The organism is Streptomyces sp. NPDC014870 (genome assembly GCF_043081505.1).
Classification (GTDB): Bacteria; Actinomycetota; Actinomycetes; order Streptomycetales; family Streptomycetaceae; genus Streptomyces.
The window spans coordinates 88,516-103,165 of record NZ_JBIBWQ010000013.1 but is presented as its reverse complement, the minus strand read 5'-3'; the positions used below and the strand labels follow the sequence as shown (position 1 = coordinate 103,165).

21 protein-coding genes and 1 pseudogene are annotated in these 14,650 nt (G+C 68.1%); 6 read left to right on the top strand and 16 right to left on the bottom strand.

Features of this window, described 5'->3' with window-relative positions:
• Positions 1 to 237: 237 nt before the first annotated feature.
• The 16 genes from ACF09C_RS32365 to ACF09C_RS32290 all read right to left on the bottom strand — a co-directional run bounded on the left by ACF09C_RS32365 (position 238) and on the right by ACF09C_RS32290 (position 8,217).
• On the bottom strand, positions 238 to 423 hold the full coding sequence (locus ACF09C_RS32365; RefSeq protein WP_003956452.1) for a type Z 30S ribosomal protein S14: 186 nt from the start codon (positions 421 to 423) through the stop codon (positions 238 to 240).
• 5 nt (positions 424 to 428) lie between these two features.
• Complete coding sequence (gene rplE / locus ACF09C_RS32360; RefSeq protein WP_030788262.1) at positions 429 to 986, bottom strand: 50S ribosomal protein L5; 558 nt, start codon at positions 984 to 986, stop codon at positions 429 to 431.
• Positions 986 to 1,297 (bottom strand): 50S ribosomal protein L24, encoded by a 312-nt coding sequence (gene rplX, locus ACF09C_RS32355; RefSeq protein ID WP_041130777.1) that lies wholly within the window; start codon positions 1,295 to 1,297, stop codon positions 986 to 988. The genes rplE and rplX overlap by 1 nt, the downstream gene beginning before the upstream one ends.
• A gap of 2 nt (positions 1,298 to 1,299) precedes the next feature.
• Positions 1,300 to 1,668 (bottom strand): 50S ribosomal protein L14, encoded by a 369-nt coding sequence (gene rplN / locus ACF09C_RS32350; RefSeq protein ID WP_003956455.1) that lies wholly within the window; start codon positions 1,666 to 1,668, stop codon positions 1,300 to 1,302.
• Positions 1,669 to 1,765: 97 nt separating this feature from the next.
• Positions 1,766 to 2,047: a 30S ribosomal protein S17 gene (rpsQ, locus tag ACF09C_RS32345; protein ID WP_362013647.1), complete on the bottom strand. Its 282-nt coding sequence runs from the start codon at positions 2,045 to 2,047 to the stop codon at positions 1,766 to 1,768.
• A complete protein-coding gene (gene rpmC, locus ACF09C_RS32340; protein WP_361445390.1) occupies positions 2,047 to 2,271 on the bottom strand; it encodes a 50S ribosomal protein L29 in 225 nt (74 codons plus the stop codon). Before rpmC ends, rpsQ begins: the two co-directional genes overlap by 1 nt.
• On the bottom strand, positions 2,271 to 2,690 hold the full coding sequence (rplP, locus tag ACF09C_RS32335; RefSeq protein WP_015035580.1) for a 50S ribosomal protein L16: 420 nt from the start codon (positions 2,688 to 2,690) through the stop codon (positions 2,271 to 2,273). Before rplP ends, rpmC begins: the two co-directional genes overlap by 1 nt.
• Positions 2,691 to 2,695: 5 nt before the next feature.
• Positions 2,696 to 3,529: a 30S ribosomal protein S3 gene (gene rpsC / locus ACF09C_RS32330; protein WP_392096671.1), complete on the bottom strand. Its 834-nt coding sequence runs from the start codon at positions 3,527 to 3,529 to the stop codon at positions 2,696 to 2,698.
• A complete protein-coding gene (gene rplV / locus ACF09C_RS32325; protein WP_030208989.1) occupies positions 3,529 to 3,876 on the bottom strand; it encodes a 50S ribosomal protein L22 in 348 nt (115 codons plus the stop codon). Before rplV ends, rpsC begins: the two co-directional genes overlap by 1 nt.
• Before the next feature lie 42 nt (positions 3,877 to 3,918).
• Positions 3,919 to 4,200, bottom strand: coding sequence for a 30S ribosomal protein S19 (rpsS, locus tag ACF09C_RS32320; RefSeq protein WP_015035577.1), 282 nt, complete (start codon positions 4,198 to 4,200; stop codon positions 3,919 to 3,921).
• Between the two features lie 12 nt (positions 4,201 to 4,212).
• Positions 4,213 to 5,049, bottom strand: a complete 837-nt coding sequence (gene rplB, locus ACF09C_RS32315; RefSeq protein ID WP_362013644.1) for a 50S ribosomal protein L2 — start codon at positions 5,047 to 5,049, stop codon at positions 4,213 to 4,215.
• A gap of 39 nt (positions 5,050 to 5,088) precedes the next feature.
• Positions 5,089 to 5,412, bottom strand: coding sequence for a 50S ribosomal protein L23 (gene rplW, locus ACF09C_RS32310; RefSeq protein WP_352188385.1), 324 nt, complete (start codon positions 5,410 to 5,412; stop codon positions 5,089 to 5,091).
• On the bottom strand, positions 5,412 to 6,062 hold the full coding sequence (gene rplD / locus ACF09C_RS32305) for a 50S ribosomal protein L4 (RefSeq protein WP_352188384.1): 651 nt from the start codon (positions 6,060 to 6,062) through the stop codon (positions 5,412 to 5,414). Before rplD ends, rplW begins: the two co-directional genes overlap by 1 nt.
• 4 nt (positions 6,063 to 6,066) lie before the next feature.
• Positions 6,067 to 6,711, bottom strand: a complete 645-nt coding sequence (gene rplC / locus ACF09C_RS32300; protein WP_361965481.1) for a 50S ribosomal protein L3 — start codon at positions 6,709 to 6,711, stop codon at positions 6,067 to 6,069.
• Positions 6,712 to 6,724: 13 nt separating this feature from the next.
• The gene (rpsJ, locus tag ACF09C_RS32295; protein ID WP_003948644.1) at positions 6,725 to 7,033 is read right to left on the bottom strand and encodes a 30S ribosomal protein S10; all 309 of its coding nucleotides are present in this window, start codon (positions 7,031 to 7,033) and stop codon (positions 6,725 to 6,727) included.
• A 464-nt stretch (positions 7,034 to 7,497) separates the two neighbouring features.
• Positions 7,498 to 8,217, bottom strand: a complete 720-nt coding sequence (locus ACF09C_RS32290) for a YoaK family protein (protein WP_392096668.1) — start codon at positions 8,215 to 8,217, stop codon at positions 7,498 to 7,500.
• 534 nt (positions 8,218 to 8,751) lie between these two features.
• Between ACF09C_RS32290 and ACF09C_RS32285 the strand changes: the two genes are divergently transcribed.
• From ACF09C_RS32285 to ACF09C_RS32260, 6 genes and pseudogenes are all read left to right on the top strand, one after another.
• Complete coding sequence (locus ACF09C_RS32285; protein WP_392096666.1) at positions 8,752 to 9,033, top strand: hypothetical protein; 282 nt, start codon at positions 8,752 to 8,754, stop codon at positions 9,031 to 9,033.
• Complete coding sequence (locus ACF09C_RS32280) at positions 9,030 to 9,692, top strand: hypothetical protein (RefSeq protein WP_392096665.1); 663 nt, start codon at positions 9,030 to 9,032, stop codon at positions 9,690 to 9,692. The genes ACF09C_RS32285 and ACF09C_RS32280 overlap by 4 nt, the downstream gene beginning before the upstream one ends.
• Positions 9,692 to 11,896, top strand: a complete 2,205-nt coding sequence (locus ACF09C_RS32275; protein WP_392096663.1) for a putative T7SS-secreted protein — start codon at positions 9,692 to 9,694, stop codon at positions 11,894 to 11,896. Before ACF09C_RS32280 ends, ACF09C_RS32275 begins: the two co-directional genes overlap by 1 nt.
• 389 nt (positions 11,897 to 12,285) lie before the next feature.
• A complete protein-coding gene (locus ACF09C_RS32270; RefSeq protein WP_392096978.1) occupies positions 12,286 to 13,368 on the top strand; it encodes an ADP-ribosylglycohydrolase family protein in 1,083 nt (360 codons plus the stop codon).
• A 249-nt stretch (positions 13,369 to 13,617) separates the two neighbouring features.
• Positions 13,618 to 13,884: pseudogene (locus tag ACF09C_RS32265) on the top strand (ADP-ribosylglycohydrolase family protein); the annotation flags it as partial.
• 15 nt (positions 13,885 to 13,899) lie between these two features.
• Positions 13,900 to 14,580, top strand: coding sequence for a toxin glutamine deamidase domain-containing protein (locus ACF09C_RS32260; RefSeq protein WP_392096662.1), 681 nt, complete (start codon positions 13,900 to 13,902; stop codon positions 14,578 to 14,580).
• The last annotated feature ends 70 nt before the right edge of the window (positions 14,581 to 14,650 follow it).

The following is a 14,650-nucleotide window of genomic DNA, read 5'->3' as shown; positions in this document are numbered from 1 at the left end:
GGTTTCCTGTATGCGCCATCCCTCTCCCCACACAGGGGCGGGACGGGTGCGGCGCGGGGACCTACGGCGTAGTAAGTCGTACGGGCGGCGGACGCCCAACCCTCCTAGCCTAAGCCATGGAGGGGTGGGCCTCCGCCAACCCTTTGCTTACCGAGAGACTCCGGTTATCCCAATCCAATCCGCCGGCCCGAAGGGCCGCCCTTGAGGGGCGGTGGTCGGGCGACGGGTGGGAGGGAATTACCAGGAGCTCTTGGTCACGCCCGGCAGCTCGCCACGGTGAGCCATCTCACGAAGGCAGACGCGGCACAGGCCGAACTTGCGGTACACGGAGTGGGGACGACCGCAGCGCTGGCAGCGGGTGTACGCACGCACGCCGAACTTGGGCTTGCGGGCAGCCTTCGCGATGAGAGCCTTCTTCGCCATCTCGCTTACGCCTCCTTGAACGGGAAGCCGAGGTGACGGAGAAGGGCGCGGCCCTCAGCGTCGTTGGTCGCCGTGGTGACCACGGTGATGTCCATACCCCGGACACGGTCGATCTTGTCCTGGTCGATCTCGTGGAACATGACCTGCTCCGTGAGACCGAAGGTGTAGTTGCCACGCCCGTCGAACTGCTTGGGGGACAGACCACGGAAGTCGCGGATGCGCGGGAGCGCGAGCGACAGGGTGCGGTCCAGGAACTCCCACATGCGGTCGCCACGGAGGGTGACGTGCGCACCGATCGGCTGGCCCTCACGCAGCTTGAACTGCGCGATGGACTTACGGGCCTTGGTGACGGCCGGCTTCTGACCGGTGATCGTGGTGAGGTCGCGGATGGCGCCCTCGATCAGCTTGGAGTCGCGGGCGGCGTCGCCCACACCCATGTTGACCACGATCTTCACGAGGCCGGGGATCTGCATGACGTTCTCGTAGGAGAACTCCTCACGCAGCTTGCCCGCGATCTCCTCGCGGTACTTCGTCTTGAGACGCGGAGTGGTGGTGGTAGCCATCAGATGTCCTCACCCGTCCGCTTGGCAACGCGGATCTTGTTGCCCTCGTCGTCAAAGCGGTAACCGACGCGCGTGACGACCTTCTTGCCGTCCTTCTCAACGACCAGCTGGACGTTGGAGACGTGGACCGGCGCCTCGGTCGTGACGATGCCACCGGCCTGCGAGGGGCCGGCCTTGGTGTGCTTCTTGACCCGGTTGACACCCTCGACCAGGACGCGGTTCTCGGCGGGGAAGGCCGTGATGACCTTGCCCTGCTTGCCCTTGTCCTTACCGGTGATGACCTGGACCAGGTCGCCCTTCTTGATCTTCATGCTTACAGCACCTCCGGCGCGAGCGAGATGATCTTCATGAACTTCTTCTCGCGCAGCTCACGGCCGACCGGGCCGAAGATACGGGTGCCGCGAGGGTCGCCGTCGTTCTTGAGAATGACAGCGGCGTTCTCGTCGAAGCGGATGTACGAGCCGTCCTGGCGGCGGCGCTCCTTGACGGTGCGAACGATGACCGCCTTGACGACGTCACCCTTCTTCACGTTGCCACCGGGGATCGCGTCCTTGACGGTGGCGACGATGACGTCACCGATGCCCGCGTAGCGGCGACCGGAACCACCGAGAACACGGATGCAAAGGATCTCCTTGGCACCAGTGTTGTCGGCGACACGCAGTCGCGACTCCTGCTGGATCACGTCTATCTCCTGATTGTCTGCCGGTTCCCGGCAGGGGCACCGGAATGCCCCTGCCGAGCCTGGCGGAACGAACTCGAAGGGTTACCCCTTCAAGTGCTTACTTGGCCTTCTCGAGGATCTCGACGACGCGCCAGTGCTTCGTGGCGGACAGCTTCCGGGTCTCCATCAGGAGGACGCGGTCGCCGATGCCGGCAGCGTTGGTCTCGTCGTGAGCCTTGAGCTTGTTCGTACGGCGGATGACCTTGCCGTACAGCGCGTGCTTGACGCGGTCCTCGACAGCGACGACGACGGTCTTGTCCATCTTGTCGCTGACGACGAGGCCCTCGCGGACCTTGCGGGCGTTGCGCTCGCTGTTCTCAGTCACGTTGCTCTCGCTCATCAGGCGTTCTCCACCGTCTCGATGCCCAGCTCGCGCTCACGCATCAGGGTGTAGATCCGGGCGATGTCCTTACGGACGGACTTGAGCCGACCGTGGTTCTCGAGCTGGCCCGTCGCCGCCTGGAAGCGGAGGTTGAACAGCTCTTCCTTGGCCTCGCGGAGCTTGGCGACAAGCTCCTCGTTGCCCAGCTCGCGCAGCTCGGACGCCTTGGTACCGGCGGTCATCACAGCTCACCTGCTTCGCGCTTCACGATCTTGCACTTCATCGGCAGCTTGTGGGCCGCACGGGTCAGGGCCTCGCGCGCGATCTTCTCGTTCGGGTAGGACAGCTCGAACATCACCCGACCGGGCTTGACGTTCGCGATCCACCACTCCGGCGAACCCTTACCGGAACCCATGCGGGTCTCGGCAGGCTTCTTGGTCAGCGGGCGGTCCGGGTAGATGTTGATCCAGACCTTGCCGCCACGCTTGATGTGGCGGGTCATCGCGATACGAGCCGCCTCGATCTGGCGGTTGGTCACGTACGCCGGAGTGAGGGCCTGAATGCCGTACTCGCCGAACGCAACCTGCGTACCACCCTTGGACATACCGCTGCGCTTCGGGTGGTGCTGCTTGCGGTGCTTGACCCTACGGGGGATCAGCATTTCGGTCAGGCCTCCGTTCCGGTGCTCTCAGCCGGAGCAGCGGCAGCAGCCTCGGCCTTGGGGGCGTCGGCGGCGGGAGCCGACTGCTGCGGCTTGCGGCCGCGACCGCCACGCTCGCCACCACGGCCACCGCGGCCGGCCGGGCGGTCAGCGCCGCCACGAGCCGGACGGTTGCCGGCGCGGGCTGCGGCGTTCTCGGCGCGAACCTCGGCGATGTTCTTGACGTCGCCCTTGTAGATCCAGACCTTCACGCCGATGCGGCCGAAGGTGGTCTTGGCCTCGAAGAAGCCGTACTCGACGTTCGCACGGAGCGTGTGCAGCGGCACACGACCCTCGCGGTAGAACTCCGAGCGGGACATCTCGGCGCCGCCGAGACGGCCACCACACTGGATCTTGATGCCCTTGGCGCCGGCCTTCATGGCGGACTGCATGCTCTTGCGCATGGCCCGACGGAAGGAGACGCGGGAGGACAGCTGCTCGGCAACGGCCTGGGCCACGAGCTGAGCGTCGACCTCGGGGTTCTTGACCTCGAGGATGTTCAGCTGGACCTGCTTGCCCGTGAGCTTCTCGAGGTCGCCGCGGATGCGGTCGGCCTCGGCGCCACGGCGGCCGATGACGATGCCGGGACGCGCGGTGTGGATGTCCACCCGCACGCGGTCACGGGTGCGCTCGATCTCAACCTTCGAGATGCCGGCGCGCTCCATGCCGGACGTCATCATCCGACGGATGGCGACGTCTTCCTTGACGTAGTCCTTGTACAGCTTGTCGGCGTACCAGCGGGACTTGAAGTCCGTGGTGATGCCGAGCCGGAACCCATGCGGGTTAACCTTCTGGCCCATTACCGGGTTCCTTCCTTGCTGCTGACGACCACGGTGATGTGGCTGGTCCGCTTACGGATCCGGTAGGCACGGCCCTGGGCACGCGGACGGAACCGCTTCAGGGTCGGGCCCTCATCCACGTACGCCTCGCTGATGTACAGCGAAGAGGCGTCACTGTGGTCGTAGTTGTGCGCGGCGTTGGCGATGGCGCTGTCCAGCACCTTGCCGACCGGCACGCTCGCGGCCTGCGGGGCGAAACGCAGGACCGCCTGAGCCTCCGTGGCATCCATGCCACGGATAAGGTCCACCACACGGCGGGCCTTCATGGGCGTAACGCGGATGTACCGCGCCTGGGCCCTGGCTTCCATGGTTGTCCTTCCAGTGTCTGTCATGGTCATTCCACCCCGCTACTAGCGGCGCTTCGACTTCCGGTCGTCCTTGACGTGACCCCGGAAGGTGCGCGTCGGCGAGAACTCGCCGAGCTTGTGGCCGACCATCGACTCGGTGACAAACACCGGAATGTGGGTCTTGCCGTTGTGCACCGCGATCGTGTGGCCGAGCATGGCCGGGATGATCATCGAGCGACGGGACCAGGTCTTGATGACGTTCTTGGTACCGGCTTCGTTCTGAGCGTCCACCTTCTTTACGAGGTGGCCGTCAACGAAGGGTCCCTTCTTGAGACTGCGCGGCATCTAAACCCGCTCCTAGCGCTTCTTGTTCGTCTTGCGGCGGCGGACGATGTACTTGTCGCTGGCCTTGTTACGGTCGCGAGTACGCATTTCCTTCTTGCCCCACGGGGACACAGGGTGACGACCACCGCTGGTCTTGCCCTCACCACCACCGTGCGGGTGGTCAACCGGGTTCATCGCGACACCACGGACGGTCGGGCGAACGCCCTTCCACCGCATACGGCCGGCCTTGCCCCAGTTGATGTTCGACTGCTCGGCGTTGCCGACCTCACCGACGGTCGCGCGGCAGCGCGCGTCGACCAGGCGGATCTCACCGGAGGGCATACGAAGGTGGGCCATCGTGCCCTCCTTCGCGAGCAGCTGCACCGAGGCACCCGCGGAACGGGCGAACTTGGCGCCACCACCGGGACGGAGCTCGATCGCGTGGATCGTGGTACCGACCGGGATGTTGCGGAGCGCGAGGTTGTTGCCCGGCTTGATGTCGGCGCCAGGGCCGTTCTCAATCCGGTCACCCTGCTGCAGACCGCGCGGCGCGATGATGTAGCGCTTCTCGCCGTCGGCGTAGTGCAGCAGCGCGATGCGCGCGGTGCGGTTGGGGTCGTACTCGATGTGCGCGACCTTGGCCGGCACGCCGTCCTTGTCGTGACGACGGAAGTCGATCACGCGGTAGGCGCGCTTGTGTCCGCCACCCTGGTGGCGAACGGTCACACGACCGGCGTTGTTACGGCCGCCCTTGCTGTGCAGGGGGCGGACCAGCGACTTCTCCGGCGTGGACCGCGTGATCTCGACGAAGTCGGCTACGGAGGAGCCACGACGGCCCGGCGTAGTCGGCTTGTACTTGCGGATTCCCATTTCTCAGTCCTCGTCCGATTCCGGACGACTCGACCGCCGTCAGGCGGTCGGGCCGCCGAAGATGTCGATACGGTTGCCCTCGGCAAGGGTCACGATGGCGCGCTTGGTGTTGGCGCGCTTGCCGAAACCGGTGCGGGTGCGCTTGCGCTTACCCTGACGGTTGATCGTGTTGACCCCGGTGACCTTGACCGAGAAGACCGCCTCGACGGCCTGCTTGATCTGGGTCTTGTTGGCGCCGGGCGCAACGATGAACGTGTACTTGTTCTCGTCGAGCAGCGCGTAGCTCTTCTCGGAAACAACCGGCTTGACGAGGATGTCACGCGGGTCCGTGAAGGTCTTGCTGGTGATCGTGGCCTCGGACATCAGGCCTCGCTCCCTTCGTTGTCAGCGGCCTTGGGGCCAGACACGAAGGACTCGAGGGCGGCCTGGGTGAAGACCACGTCGTCGGATCGCATCACGTCGTACGTGTTCAGCTGGCCCGGCTCCAGGATGTGGACCTGGGGCAGGTTGCGGGCGGACAGCCACGCGGCCTCGTCGGAACGCTCGACGACCAGGAGCAGGTTCTTGCGCTCCGAGATCTTGCCGAACAGCGTCTTGGCGGCCTTGGTGGAGATGCCACCCTCGACCACGCCGGAGACGACGTGGATGCGGGAGTGGGTCGCCCGGTCGGAGAGGGCACCGCGGAGGGCGGCGGCCTTCATCTTCTTGGGGGTGCGCTGCGAGTAGTCACGCGGCACGGGACCGTGCACGACGCCACCACCGGCGAACTGCGGGGCGCGGGTCGAACCCTGACGGGCGCGGCCGGTGCCCTTCTGGCGGTAAGGCTTCTTGCCACCACCACGGACCTCGCCACGCGTCTTGACCTTGTGCGTGCCCTGACGGGCGGCGGCCAGCTGCGCGACGACGACCTGGTGGATCAGCGGGATGCTGACCTTGGCCTCGAAGATCTCGGCCGGGAGCTCGACGGTCCCGGTCTTGTCGCCGGAGGGCGACAGAATGTCAATGGTGCTCATATCCTCAGGCCCCCTTGGCCGCGGTGCGGACCAGGACGAGGCCGCCGTTCGGACCAGGAACCGCACCCTTGATCAGGAGCAGGCCCTTCTCCGCGTCAACGGCGTGAACGGTCAGGTTCTGGGTGGTCACGCGCTCGTTACCCATGCGGCCGGCCATGCGCATGCCCTTGAAGACACGGCCCGGGGTGGCGCAGCCACCGATCGAACCGGGCTTGCGGTGCACGCGGTGGGCACCGTGCGAAGCCTTGCCACCACGGAAGTTGTGGCGCTTCATGACACCGGCGAAGCCCTTGCCCTTGCTCTTACCGGTGACGTCGACCTTCACGCCGGCCTCGAAGACCTCGGCGGTGATCTCCTGGCCGAGCGTGTACTCGGAGGCGTCAGCGGTACGGAGCTCCACCAGGTGGCGGCGCGGGGTGACGTCGGCCTTGGCGAAGTGGCCCTTGAGGGGCTTGTTCACCTTGCGCGGGTCGATCTCGCCGAAGGCGATCTGGACCGACTCGTAGCCGTCGATGTCGTTGGTACGCACCTGGGTCACGACATTGGGGCCGGCCTTGACGACGGTCACCGGGACGACCCGGTTGTTCTCGTCCCAGACCTGCGTCATGCCGAGCTTCTCGCCCAGGATGCCCTTGATGTTCTTAGCCATCTCGCGCGTCACCTCAGAGCTTGATCTCGATGTCGACGCCCGCCGGCAGGTCGAGGCGCATGAGCGAGTCAACCGTCTTCGGCGTGGGGTCGAGGATGTCGATGAGGCGCTTGTGCGTGCGCATCTCGAAGTGCTCGCGCGAGTCCTTGTACTTGTGCGGCGACTTGATGACGCAGTACACGTTCTTCTCAGTGGGCAGCGGCACCGGGCCCGCGACCGACGCACCAGTGCGAGTCACCGTCTCGACGATCTTCTTCGCCGAGGAGTCGATGACCTCGTGGTCGTAGGCCTTGAGCCGGATGCGGATCTTCTGTCCCGCCATGGCTACTCAGTAGTCCTTTGTCTAGTAACGCTCTGGTACTCGGGGGATCTCTTGACTCCGCCTCCGACCCACGCGGTCGGGCGTGTCGCACTCCCTCTACGCAGAAATCCCTAGGGATCTCCCAACCAAGGGGGTGCGGTTCCCAGAACCGCGAAGCCGGGGGGCAGAACACCACCCGAGTGCCTGGCCGGCACCCCGCTGACACTTCCCGGAAGATTCCCGTACGTCCGACCCGAGGGGTCGACGAGTACTGTGGGACTCGCTTCCGGTCCTCCCGACGGGAGGCGCGCAGCATCGGCACTCAACCGAGCAACCCCGACAGTCTGCCATACGGGATGCTGGGCTGGCCAATCGAGCCGGAGAGAATACCCCGGACGTGACGCAAGTCAAACGCCGACCCTCCGAGGGGGCCGGATCGGCGCTGATCGGGAGCCCGTGCGGGCCGTGGCCCCCTCCCGGAGGGGTCAGCCGGGCTCGGACGTACGCCGCGCGGGCACGGCCCAGGAACCGGCCCCGAGCAGCAGGACCAGCAGGCACGGAACGGCCAGGACGACGGCCGGGCCGACTCCCTCGCGCAGCATCCAGGCGCCCAGGACACCCCCCGCGAACATCGCTCCGATCGAGGCGAACCGTCGCCCCTCGTGGCGGGCGCCCGAGCCGATGCGCGGGTCCGCGACATGCGGCAGACCGCCGAGGAACGCGGTCAGGGCACGCGTGGACAGCGTCGTGGGCACGTCGGGGACCCGCACCCGCAGGGTGGTGATGTTGCGGACCCCCATGGCGGCCGCGACGAAGGCGATCACCCCGAAATGGTGTCCGCCCGCGGGCGCCGCCGGGGGCCCGTCGACCCCGGCGTGCCAGGCGGCGAGCGCCCCGGCGCCCAGCAGCACCCCCTCGGCGAGCAGCGCGGGAGCGAACCACCGACGCTCACGAGCGTCCACGCTCGACTCGAACAGCGACCCGAGCACCGCGCCGGCCACGAACCCGGCACAGGACACCCCGGCGGCGGCCGGCGAGAGCCCCGCGGCACCGGTGAGCGCGAACGCCAGCAGGAGCAGGTTCCCGGTCTGCATGGCGGTGAAGACCGGCCCGAGCGCGAGAAAGCTGACGGCCTCGATCATGCCGGTGGTCAGGGTGAGCACGACCATGATCGACGTGAGCGCCCGCCCGGGCCTGGGCTTCATACCCGGACCATAAGACGCGGGTGGTCGTCCCGCCCGGCGACGGTCGAGCCCTGCGCCCGCCTCGCCGCCTGCTCCACTCCCCCGTCGCACACGCGGCGAACGCACTCTGCACACACTGTCTTCGCAGTCGACCGTCCGGTCTGCCCGGACATGGACGGATTGGCTCCACGCGGCTGGGAACCACCTCGTCCGCTGTGCCAAGGTGGCGCGGTGATCGAGCACGGGGAGAGCTCGGGCAGGCCTTTGCGGCGGTCCCGGCTGGCTGACTACGCGGACATGCCCGGCGAGCCTCAGGGCGAGCCCACGAGGGCGACCGGTTCCACACCGGACGGGGAGCAGGTGGGTTGGTCTCCCGCACCGTGGTCCCCTCCGTCGAGCCCACCGAGCTCCGCACCACCGTGGTCTCCGCCGCAGCCGGAGCCGGAGCCGGGTGCCACGCAGGACGCCGCCGCGGAGGCCCGGCGCGAGTTCGACGCGGTGCTGCAGCTCTTCCGGACGACGGCGGTGGTCGTGCCGCGCCGGGATGGGGCCTGGTTGACCGCGGACTTCGGCGGAGTGCGGTGGATCCTGGCGTTCTCCGACGAATCGGCGCTGGCCCGGTACGCCTTCACCCAGGACGAGGGCCGCGTCGAGTGGGAGTACGAGACGGTGCTCGGTGCCAAGCTGCTGGACGTGGCCGTGCCGAGCGCGGGGGTGCCGTGCGGCGTGGCCCTGGACGCGGCGGACGGCGCCGAGCACGCGGTGCTCTTTCCACCGGTCGTCGGAGTCGTGCCGGTCACGGCGGCGGTGGACGCGAAGTGGGGGGCCGCGCGATGAGCGGGGGCGGGGGCAACGAGGAACTGGCGACGAGCGGTCTCGGCGAGATCGCGAACGGCCTGACGCTGGCGCTGAGCGAGCTCAAGGAACTCGGGATGGACAGCAGGGCCGGCGCCGGGCGCGGCTTCGGCGACATCGCGCTGCCCGGTCTGGCGCTGGGCCACGAAGGGCTGACGGAGAAGTTCTCCTCGTTCTGCGAGCGCTGGGAGTGGGGGGTGCGCGCCCTGATCAACGAGGGCAACGCCTTCGCCATGGCCACGGGCCTCTCGGCCGGTACGTACTACGAGACCGAGCAGTACGTGGAGGGCACGTTCAAGATCGTGACCAACGCCGCGATCGGCAACCCGTATGCGACCGAGGACGAGGTCACGAAGCAGAGCTGGGGTGACGTCGCCACGTCCGGGGTCTTCGGCGGGGCCGACTACAGCGACGAGTCGTTCGAGCGGGCGAAGGAGAACTCGATCCAGGGCTGGAAGGACGCGGGACGCGATCTGGCCACCTCCCACACGGTCGGTCTGCCCGGGCTGAGCCCGCAGCAGGTGGCTTCCCACGCCGGCGTCACCGAGGCCCAGTACGAAGAGGCGCTCGACGACATGTTCGGCCCCTCGGCGGAGGAGCGCGCCGCGGCCGCGCAGCAGCCGGGTGGTGGACAGGGCTGATGGGTGGCCTGCTCGACGACATCGGCAAGGGCCTCGGTGACCTCGGGAAGGGCATCGAGGACGGCATCAACGACGGTCTCGGCGCCATCGAGGACGGCATCGACACCGGAAAGAAGGCGCTGGGCGAGGGGGTCGACTGGGCGACCGACAAGGCCGGCGAGCGCCTGGACTCGTACGGCATGCACGGGGCCGCCGACGCGGTCACGGACTGGGGCGACGGCGTCGCGTCGGACCTCGGCGCGACCCCGGGCGAGAAGCAGCTCGGCCAGACCGAGGAGGCCAATGAGCTCGTCCACGGCAACCCCGCCAAGATCCTCGAGAGCGCGGGGCACCTGAAGGACTTCCGGACGGCCTTCGAGAAGGTCGGCCAGGGCATGCGGAAGGTCGACTCCTCGCGCTGGAAGGGCCTGGGCGGCGAGTCCTTCCGCGAGAAGTTCGGCGTCCACCCCACCAAGTGGCTCCACGCGTCCGACGCGTGCGAGACGGCCGCCGCCGCACTGGAGGCGTACGCGGAGACCGTGCGGTGGGCGCAGGGCCAGGCGGGCGAGGCCATCGACATGTACCGGAGGGGCAAGCGGGCCGCGGAGGAGGTCGCCAGAGTCGTCGCCGCCGAGAAGGCGGCCGGTGCCACCGAGAAGCCCGCCGAAGCCGCACAGGCTGAGAGCGCCGCGAAGTCGCTCATGGAAGAGGCCAGGGCCCGGCTGGCCCAGGCCCGCGAGCAGCGGAACGCCGCCGCGAGCGACGCCCAGGGCAGGGTGGACAAGGCCCTCGCCCACGCCCCGGCCGAACCGCCGCCGCTGTCGCGTCTCGGCAACGAGATCGTCGACGGGTTCCAGGTCTACAACGCCGAGATGACCCATGTGGTGGGCGGTGTCCTCAAGGGAACGGCGGGGCTCGTCAACTTCGCCCGGGGCCTGATCCCGTTCGACCCGTACAACCTGACGCACCCGGCCGAGTACATGCAGAACGTCTCGATGACGCTCTCCGGCCTGGTCTCCACGGTCGCCCACCCCGAGCGCGTGGTGACTGCCGCCGTCGAGGGGTTCAAGAAGGACCCGGCCGAGTTCCTCGGCCGTCTCATCCCCGAACTGTTCGGCACGAAGGGCACGGGCTTCGCCGGCGGCGGCCTGCGCGCCGCCGCGCGCGAGGGGCTGCAGGCGGCGGTGCCGAACCCGGCGACGGCGGGCGTGCGCTACGGGGACAACATCCCTCCTCAGCCCCATTGGCCCCCGACGGTCGGCATGGCCGACAACGCGGCCGGCGCCGCCGACAACGCGGTCTCCCAGCTGCCTCCAGGCTGGACGATCACCGACTCGGCCGCCCACCCGACCCCCACCGCCCTGGCCGACGAGGCGACGGTGGCCCCGAAGTGGGACGACCTCGCCCAGCCCACCCACCACGTCGACGAGCCGGCCGTCCACGCGGACTCGGTGGACCCGAAGACGGCCCAGGAGTTCCTGGACGACCAGTATCCGGAGCTGAAGGGGGTCAATGAGGGGCCTGGGGGGCACGGCGACAGTGGCTTCACGTACGAGCCGCATGTTTCAGCGGATGAGTTCGGGGGCCTCAGCCCGGAGCAGAAGCACCAGGTCGCATCCGCCGAGTTGAGCGACGGTGCTGTTTCCTTCCCCCACAGCAACGACGCGATCGCCTACGGCCGGGAGCACTGGAACGACTACGCAAGCGGCCTTCCCGACCCGACCAAGAAGTCGCTCTTCGACTACTCGGACGAACACTCCGGAGCAGCGGATCCTCGTTACGCCACCTACAAGGAAATGAACGGATACCTCAGAGGGAATCCCGACCTCGGCACCCCAGATGTCCTCCGTAACATCGAGGAGGTCGACAAGGGGCTCGCCGGCCGCCCGGTGCCGGAGGATGTCATGGTGGTACGCGGGCAGGATGTGGGCCACCTCGGTGTCAGGAGGCCTGAGGAACTGGTGGGCAGGACTGAGAGCGACCCGGGCTATATGTCCACCTCACTCGGCGATCATCCGGTAGGGGCTTTCGAGGGCAAGCAGGGCATCCTGCACCTGCGCGTCCCCGAAGGTACCGATGCCCTGTGGTTGGAGAAGGTCAGCCATTACGGCAACGGGGAGCGGGAGCTTCTGCTCGGGCGGGGCACGAACTACCGCGTGACACGGGCCTTCGAAGACGAAAATGGCCAATGGCAGATCTACGGGGAAGTCCTGTCGAGGAATTAAGAAGGAATCCGCAGATGAACGACAAGAAGCAAGAACTCCGCTTCGTCAAGCGGACAACCCCTCCGCACACCTTGGACGACGGGGTGGTGCATATTTCAGCTGGCCCTCCGCAATATGTTTCCCAGACCAGCAAACCCGTTCAGTACGTCGCCGTGGCAAACACCGACGGTGCGGTAATCGGCTATGTATGGGCAAACGACGAGGATGAGGCCGCCGACTGGGTCGGTCGACGCGCTGTCTCGGGCGAAGCATGGATCGATCGGCTGCGTGAGACCAAGGCTCGCGGCCTCTCGCCTTCGGAAGCGTTGGCCGAGATGGCGGCCCAGAGCCCTTCCAGTCACAGCCATGTCGTGCCAGGCTCGGCTGCTGAGGCTCCGAACTCCGACGTGATCGAAGATCTCGCCGGGCATCCCCCCAGGGCGCGGCCGTGGCGCGCGGCGAGGGGGGTGCTGCTCGGCCTCGCGCTCGGGGATGCCATGGGCTACCCCACCGAGTTCCTGACCATGGAGCAGATCACCGCCACGTTCGGTCCCTGGCAAAAGATGGAGCTGCCTCTCTCCCCCGGCGACATCGTGCGGGTGACCGACGACACCCAGATGGCGCTGGCCGTCGGGGAAGCCCTGGCGGACATCACCACGAGTCCCCGCGCGACAGGAGGGGCTTGGGGGGCGGCACAGTCCGTCACCCCCGCCCAGGTCGAGTCGGCCCTGCGCAAGCACCTCGTGGCGTGGCTGCGCTCGCCGGACAACAACCGCGCCCCTGGCCAGACCTGTCTGAACGCGTGCGCAGCACTGGAACGCGGCATTCCGTGGCAGGACGCCACGGTCATCAGTTCCAAGGGCTGCGGCGCGAACATGCGCGTGGCTCCCGTCGCCCTTGTACCCGGCCTGTCGGCCGAGCAGCGCTCGGGGATCGCGCAGCTGCAGGCAGCGATGACGCACGGCCACCCCACCGCGCTCGCCGCGAGTGACCTGACGGCCCAAGCCATCTGGCTCCTCTCGCACGGCTGTGACCTTGACGATCTCCTCCCCCAGTTGCGCTCGTACGCACGGGAGTCACGGCATACGTATCGCACCGACTGGCTGGGAAACCTGGCCCAAAAGGCAGGGGCCCCGGACCCCGCGTCGTACATCGCATTCGGTTGGGACGAATGCCTGCGCGCCCTCGACAAGGTGTCCGACGCGCTCCGCACCCCAGACATGGAGCGTGATCCCTCCGAGGCGGTCGGGCCCGGCTGGGTCGCCGAGGAAGCCCTTGCCGCCGCCCTGTACTGCTTCCTCGTCCTCCAGGGCGACGCTCGTGGATCGATCGTGCGAGGAGCGCACTCCTCCGGAGACTCCGACTCCATCGCAGCCCTCGCCGGCGCCTTCGCCGGGGCGAAGCATGGGCCCAAGTACTGGGTGCCGGAGTGGGTCAAGGTGTTGGAGTACCGGGATCGCATCGTGGCCCTCGGCTCCCTGTGGGATTACTGAGCTGATCTGCGGTGAAGCCCTGCCCGGAAACAGAAAGACTCGAATGAACCTCGAACAGGACAATGCCCCCCGCTTCGTCGAACGGACGACCAACCCCCGCTTCGAAGAGGACCTCCAGTCTCTGATCCAGCCGGGCGGCCCTGAGCGGTACAACTGGCACACCGTCCGGCCGGTCGCCCGGCGAGCGGCGTGCTGTTCGGGCTCGCTTTCGGGGACGCCATGGGCTACCCGACGGAGTTCCTGAACATGGACCTGGACCCCAGCGCCGCGGTCGGAGCCGGCTGGGTCGCGGAGGAAGCGCTCGCGACAGCTCTGTACTGCTTTCTTGTCGTCGACGGCGATGCGCGAGCCGCGCTGCGGCGCGCCGCGCACTCCTCCGGCGACTCCGACTCCATCGCCGCCCTGGCGGGCGCCTTCGCCGGAGCGCGGCACGGCATCAAGTACTGGCCGCCGGAGTGGCGTGAGGTGATCGAGTACCGCGACCGCCTCACCGTCCTGGGCGCGGCCTGGGACTGAGGACGCACGTCGACGATGCAGACACCGAACCCGGTACAGCAGGCGACCGCCTGGCTGGGCGCGATCTACGGCGGGCTCGTCGAGCTCGCCGTACCGCACCCCGTGTACGAGACGGACACGGCCTGGCTGCTGTCCTGCCGGGCCCTCCCACAGCCCGGCTACCCGCGCTCGCCGATGCTCGCGGCCTCGCTCGTCGTGCCCAAGGACGGAAGCTCCCCGTTCCACCCGGCGCCCAGCGCACCGCTGGCGGACCTGGAACAGGGTTCCGCACGCGAGGCCACCGCGCGCGTGCGGAACCAGGCGCGCCGCATCAACGCCCGAGGCTGCGTCGCGGCCCTGCACTCCACACTCGGGGGCCACCGGTCGATCGCCCTGCCCTGGCGCCCGGCCCACGAGGCCCCTGCCTGGTGGGACAGGCTGAACCGCAGGTACTTCCCCGGCTTCGCGCCGCTGCCGGTGACCGACTGGGACGACGTGATCAGGGCCCTGCAGGAACCGGGCCCGGACACGCGCGGGCTCGTGTGGGTACGCCGCGAGGTCGGCGGCCAGGAAGCGACCGGGAACCTGATCTACGCCCACAACAACGAGGGCCGGGTGGTCCTCATCGACGGCGTCACGGCGGCCTTGGCGGAGCTGGACACCACGCACGTACGCGAGTTGGTCCTCCACCGGGCACTGCCGACCTCCGCCCGCTGAGCCGTTTCTTCGCGTGGGGGAGCGTCAGCCCTCGCAGGCGTACGCGACGAATCCCGCCCACGCGCGCGGG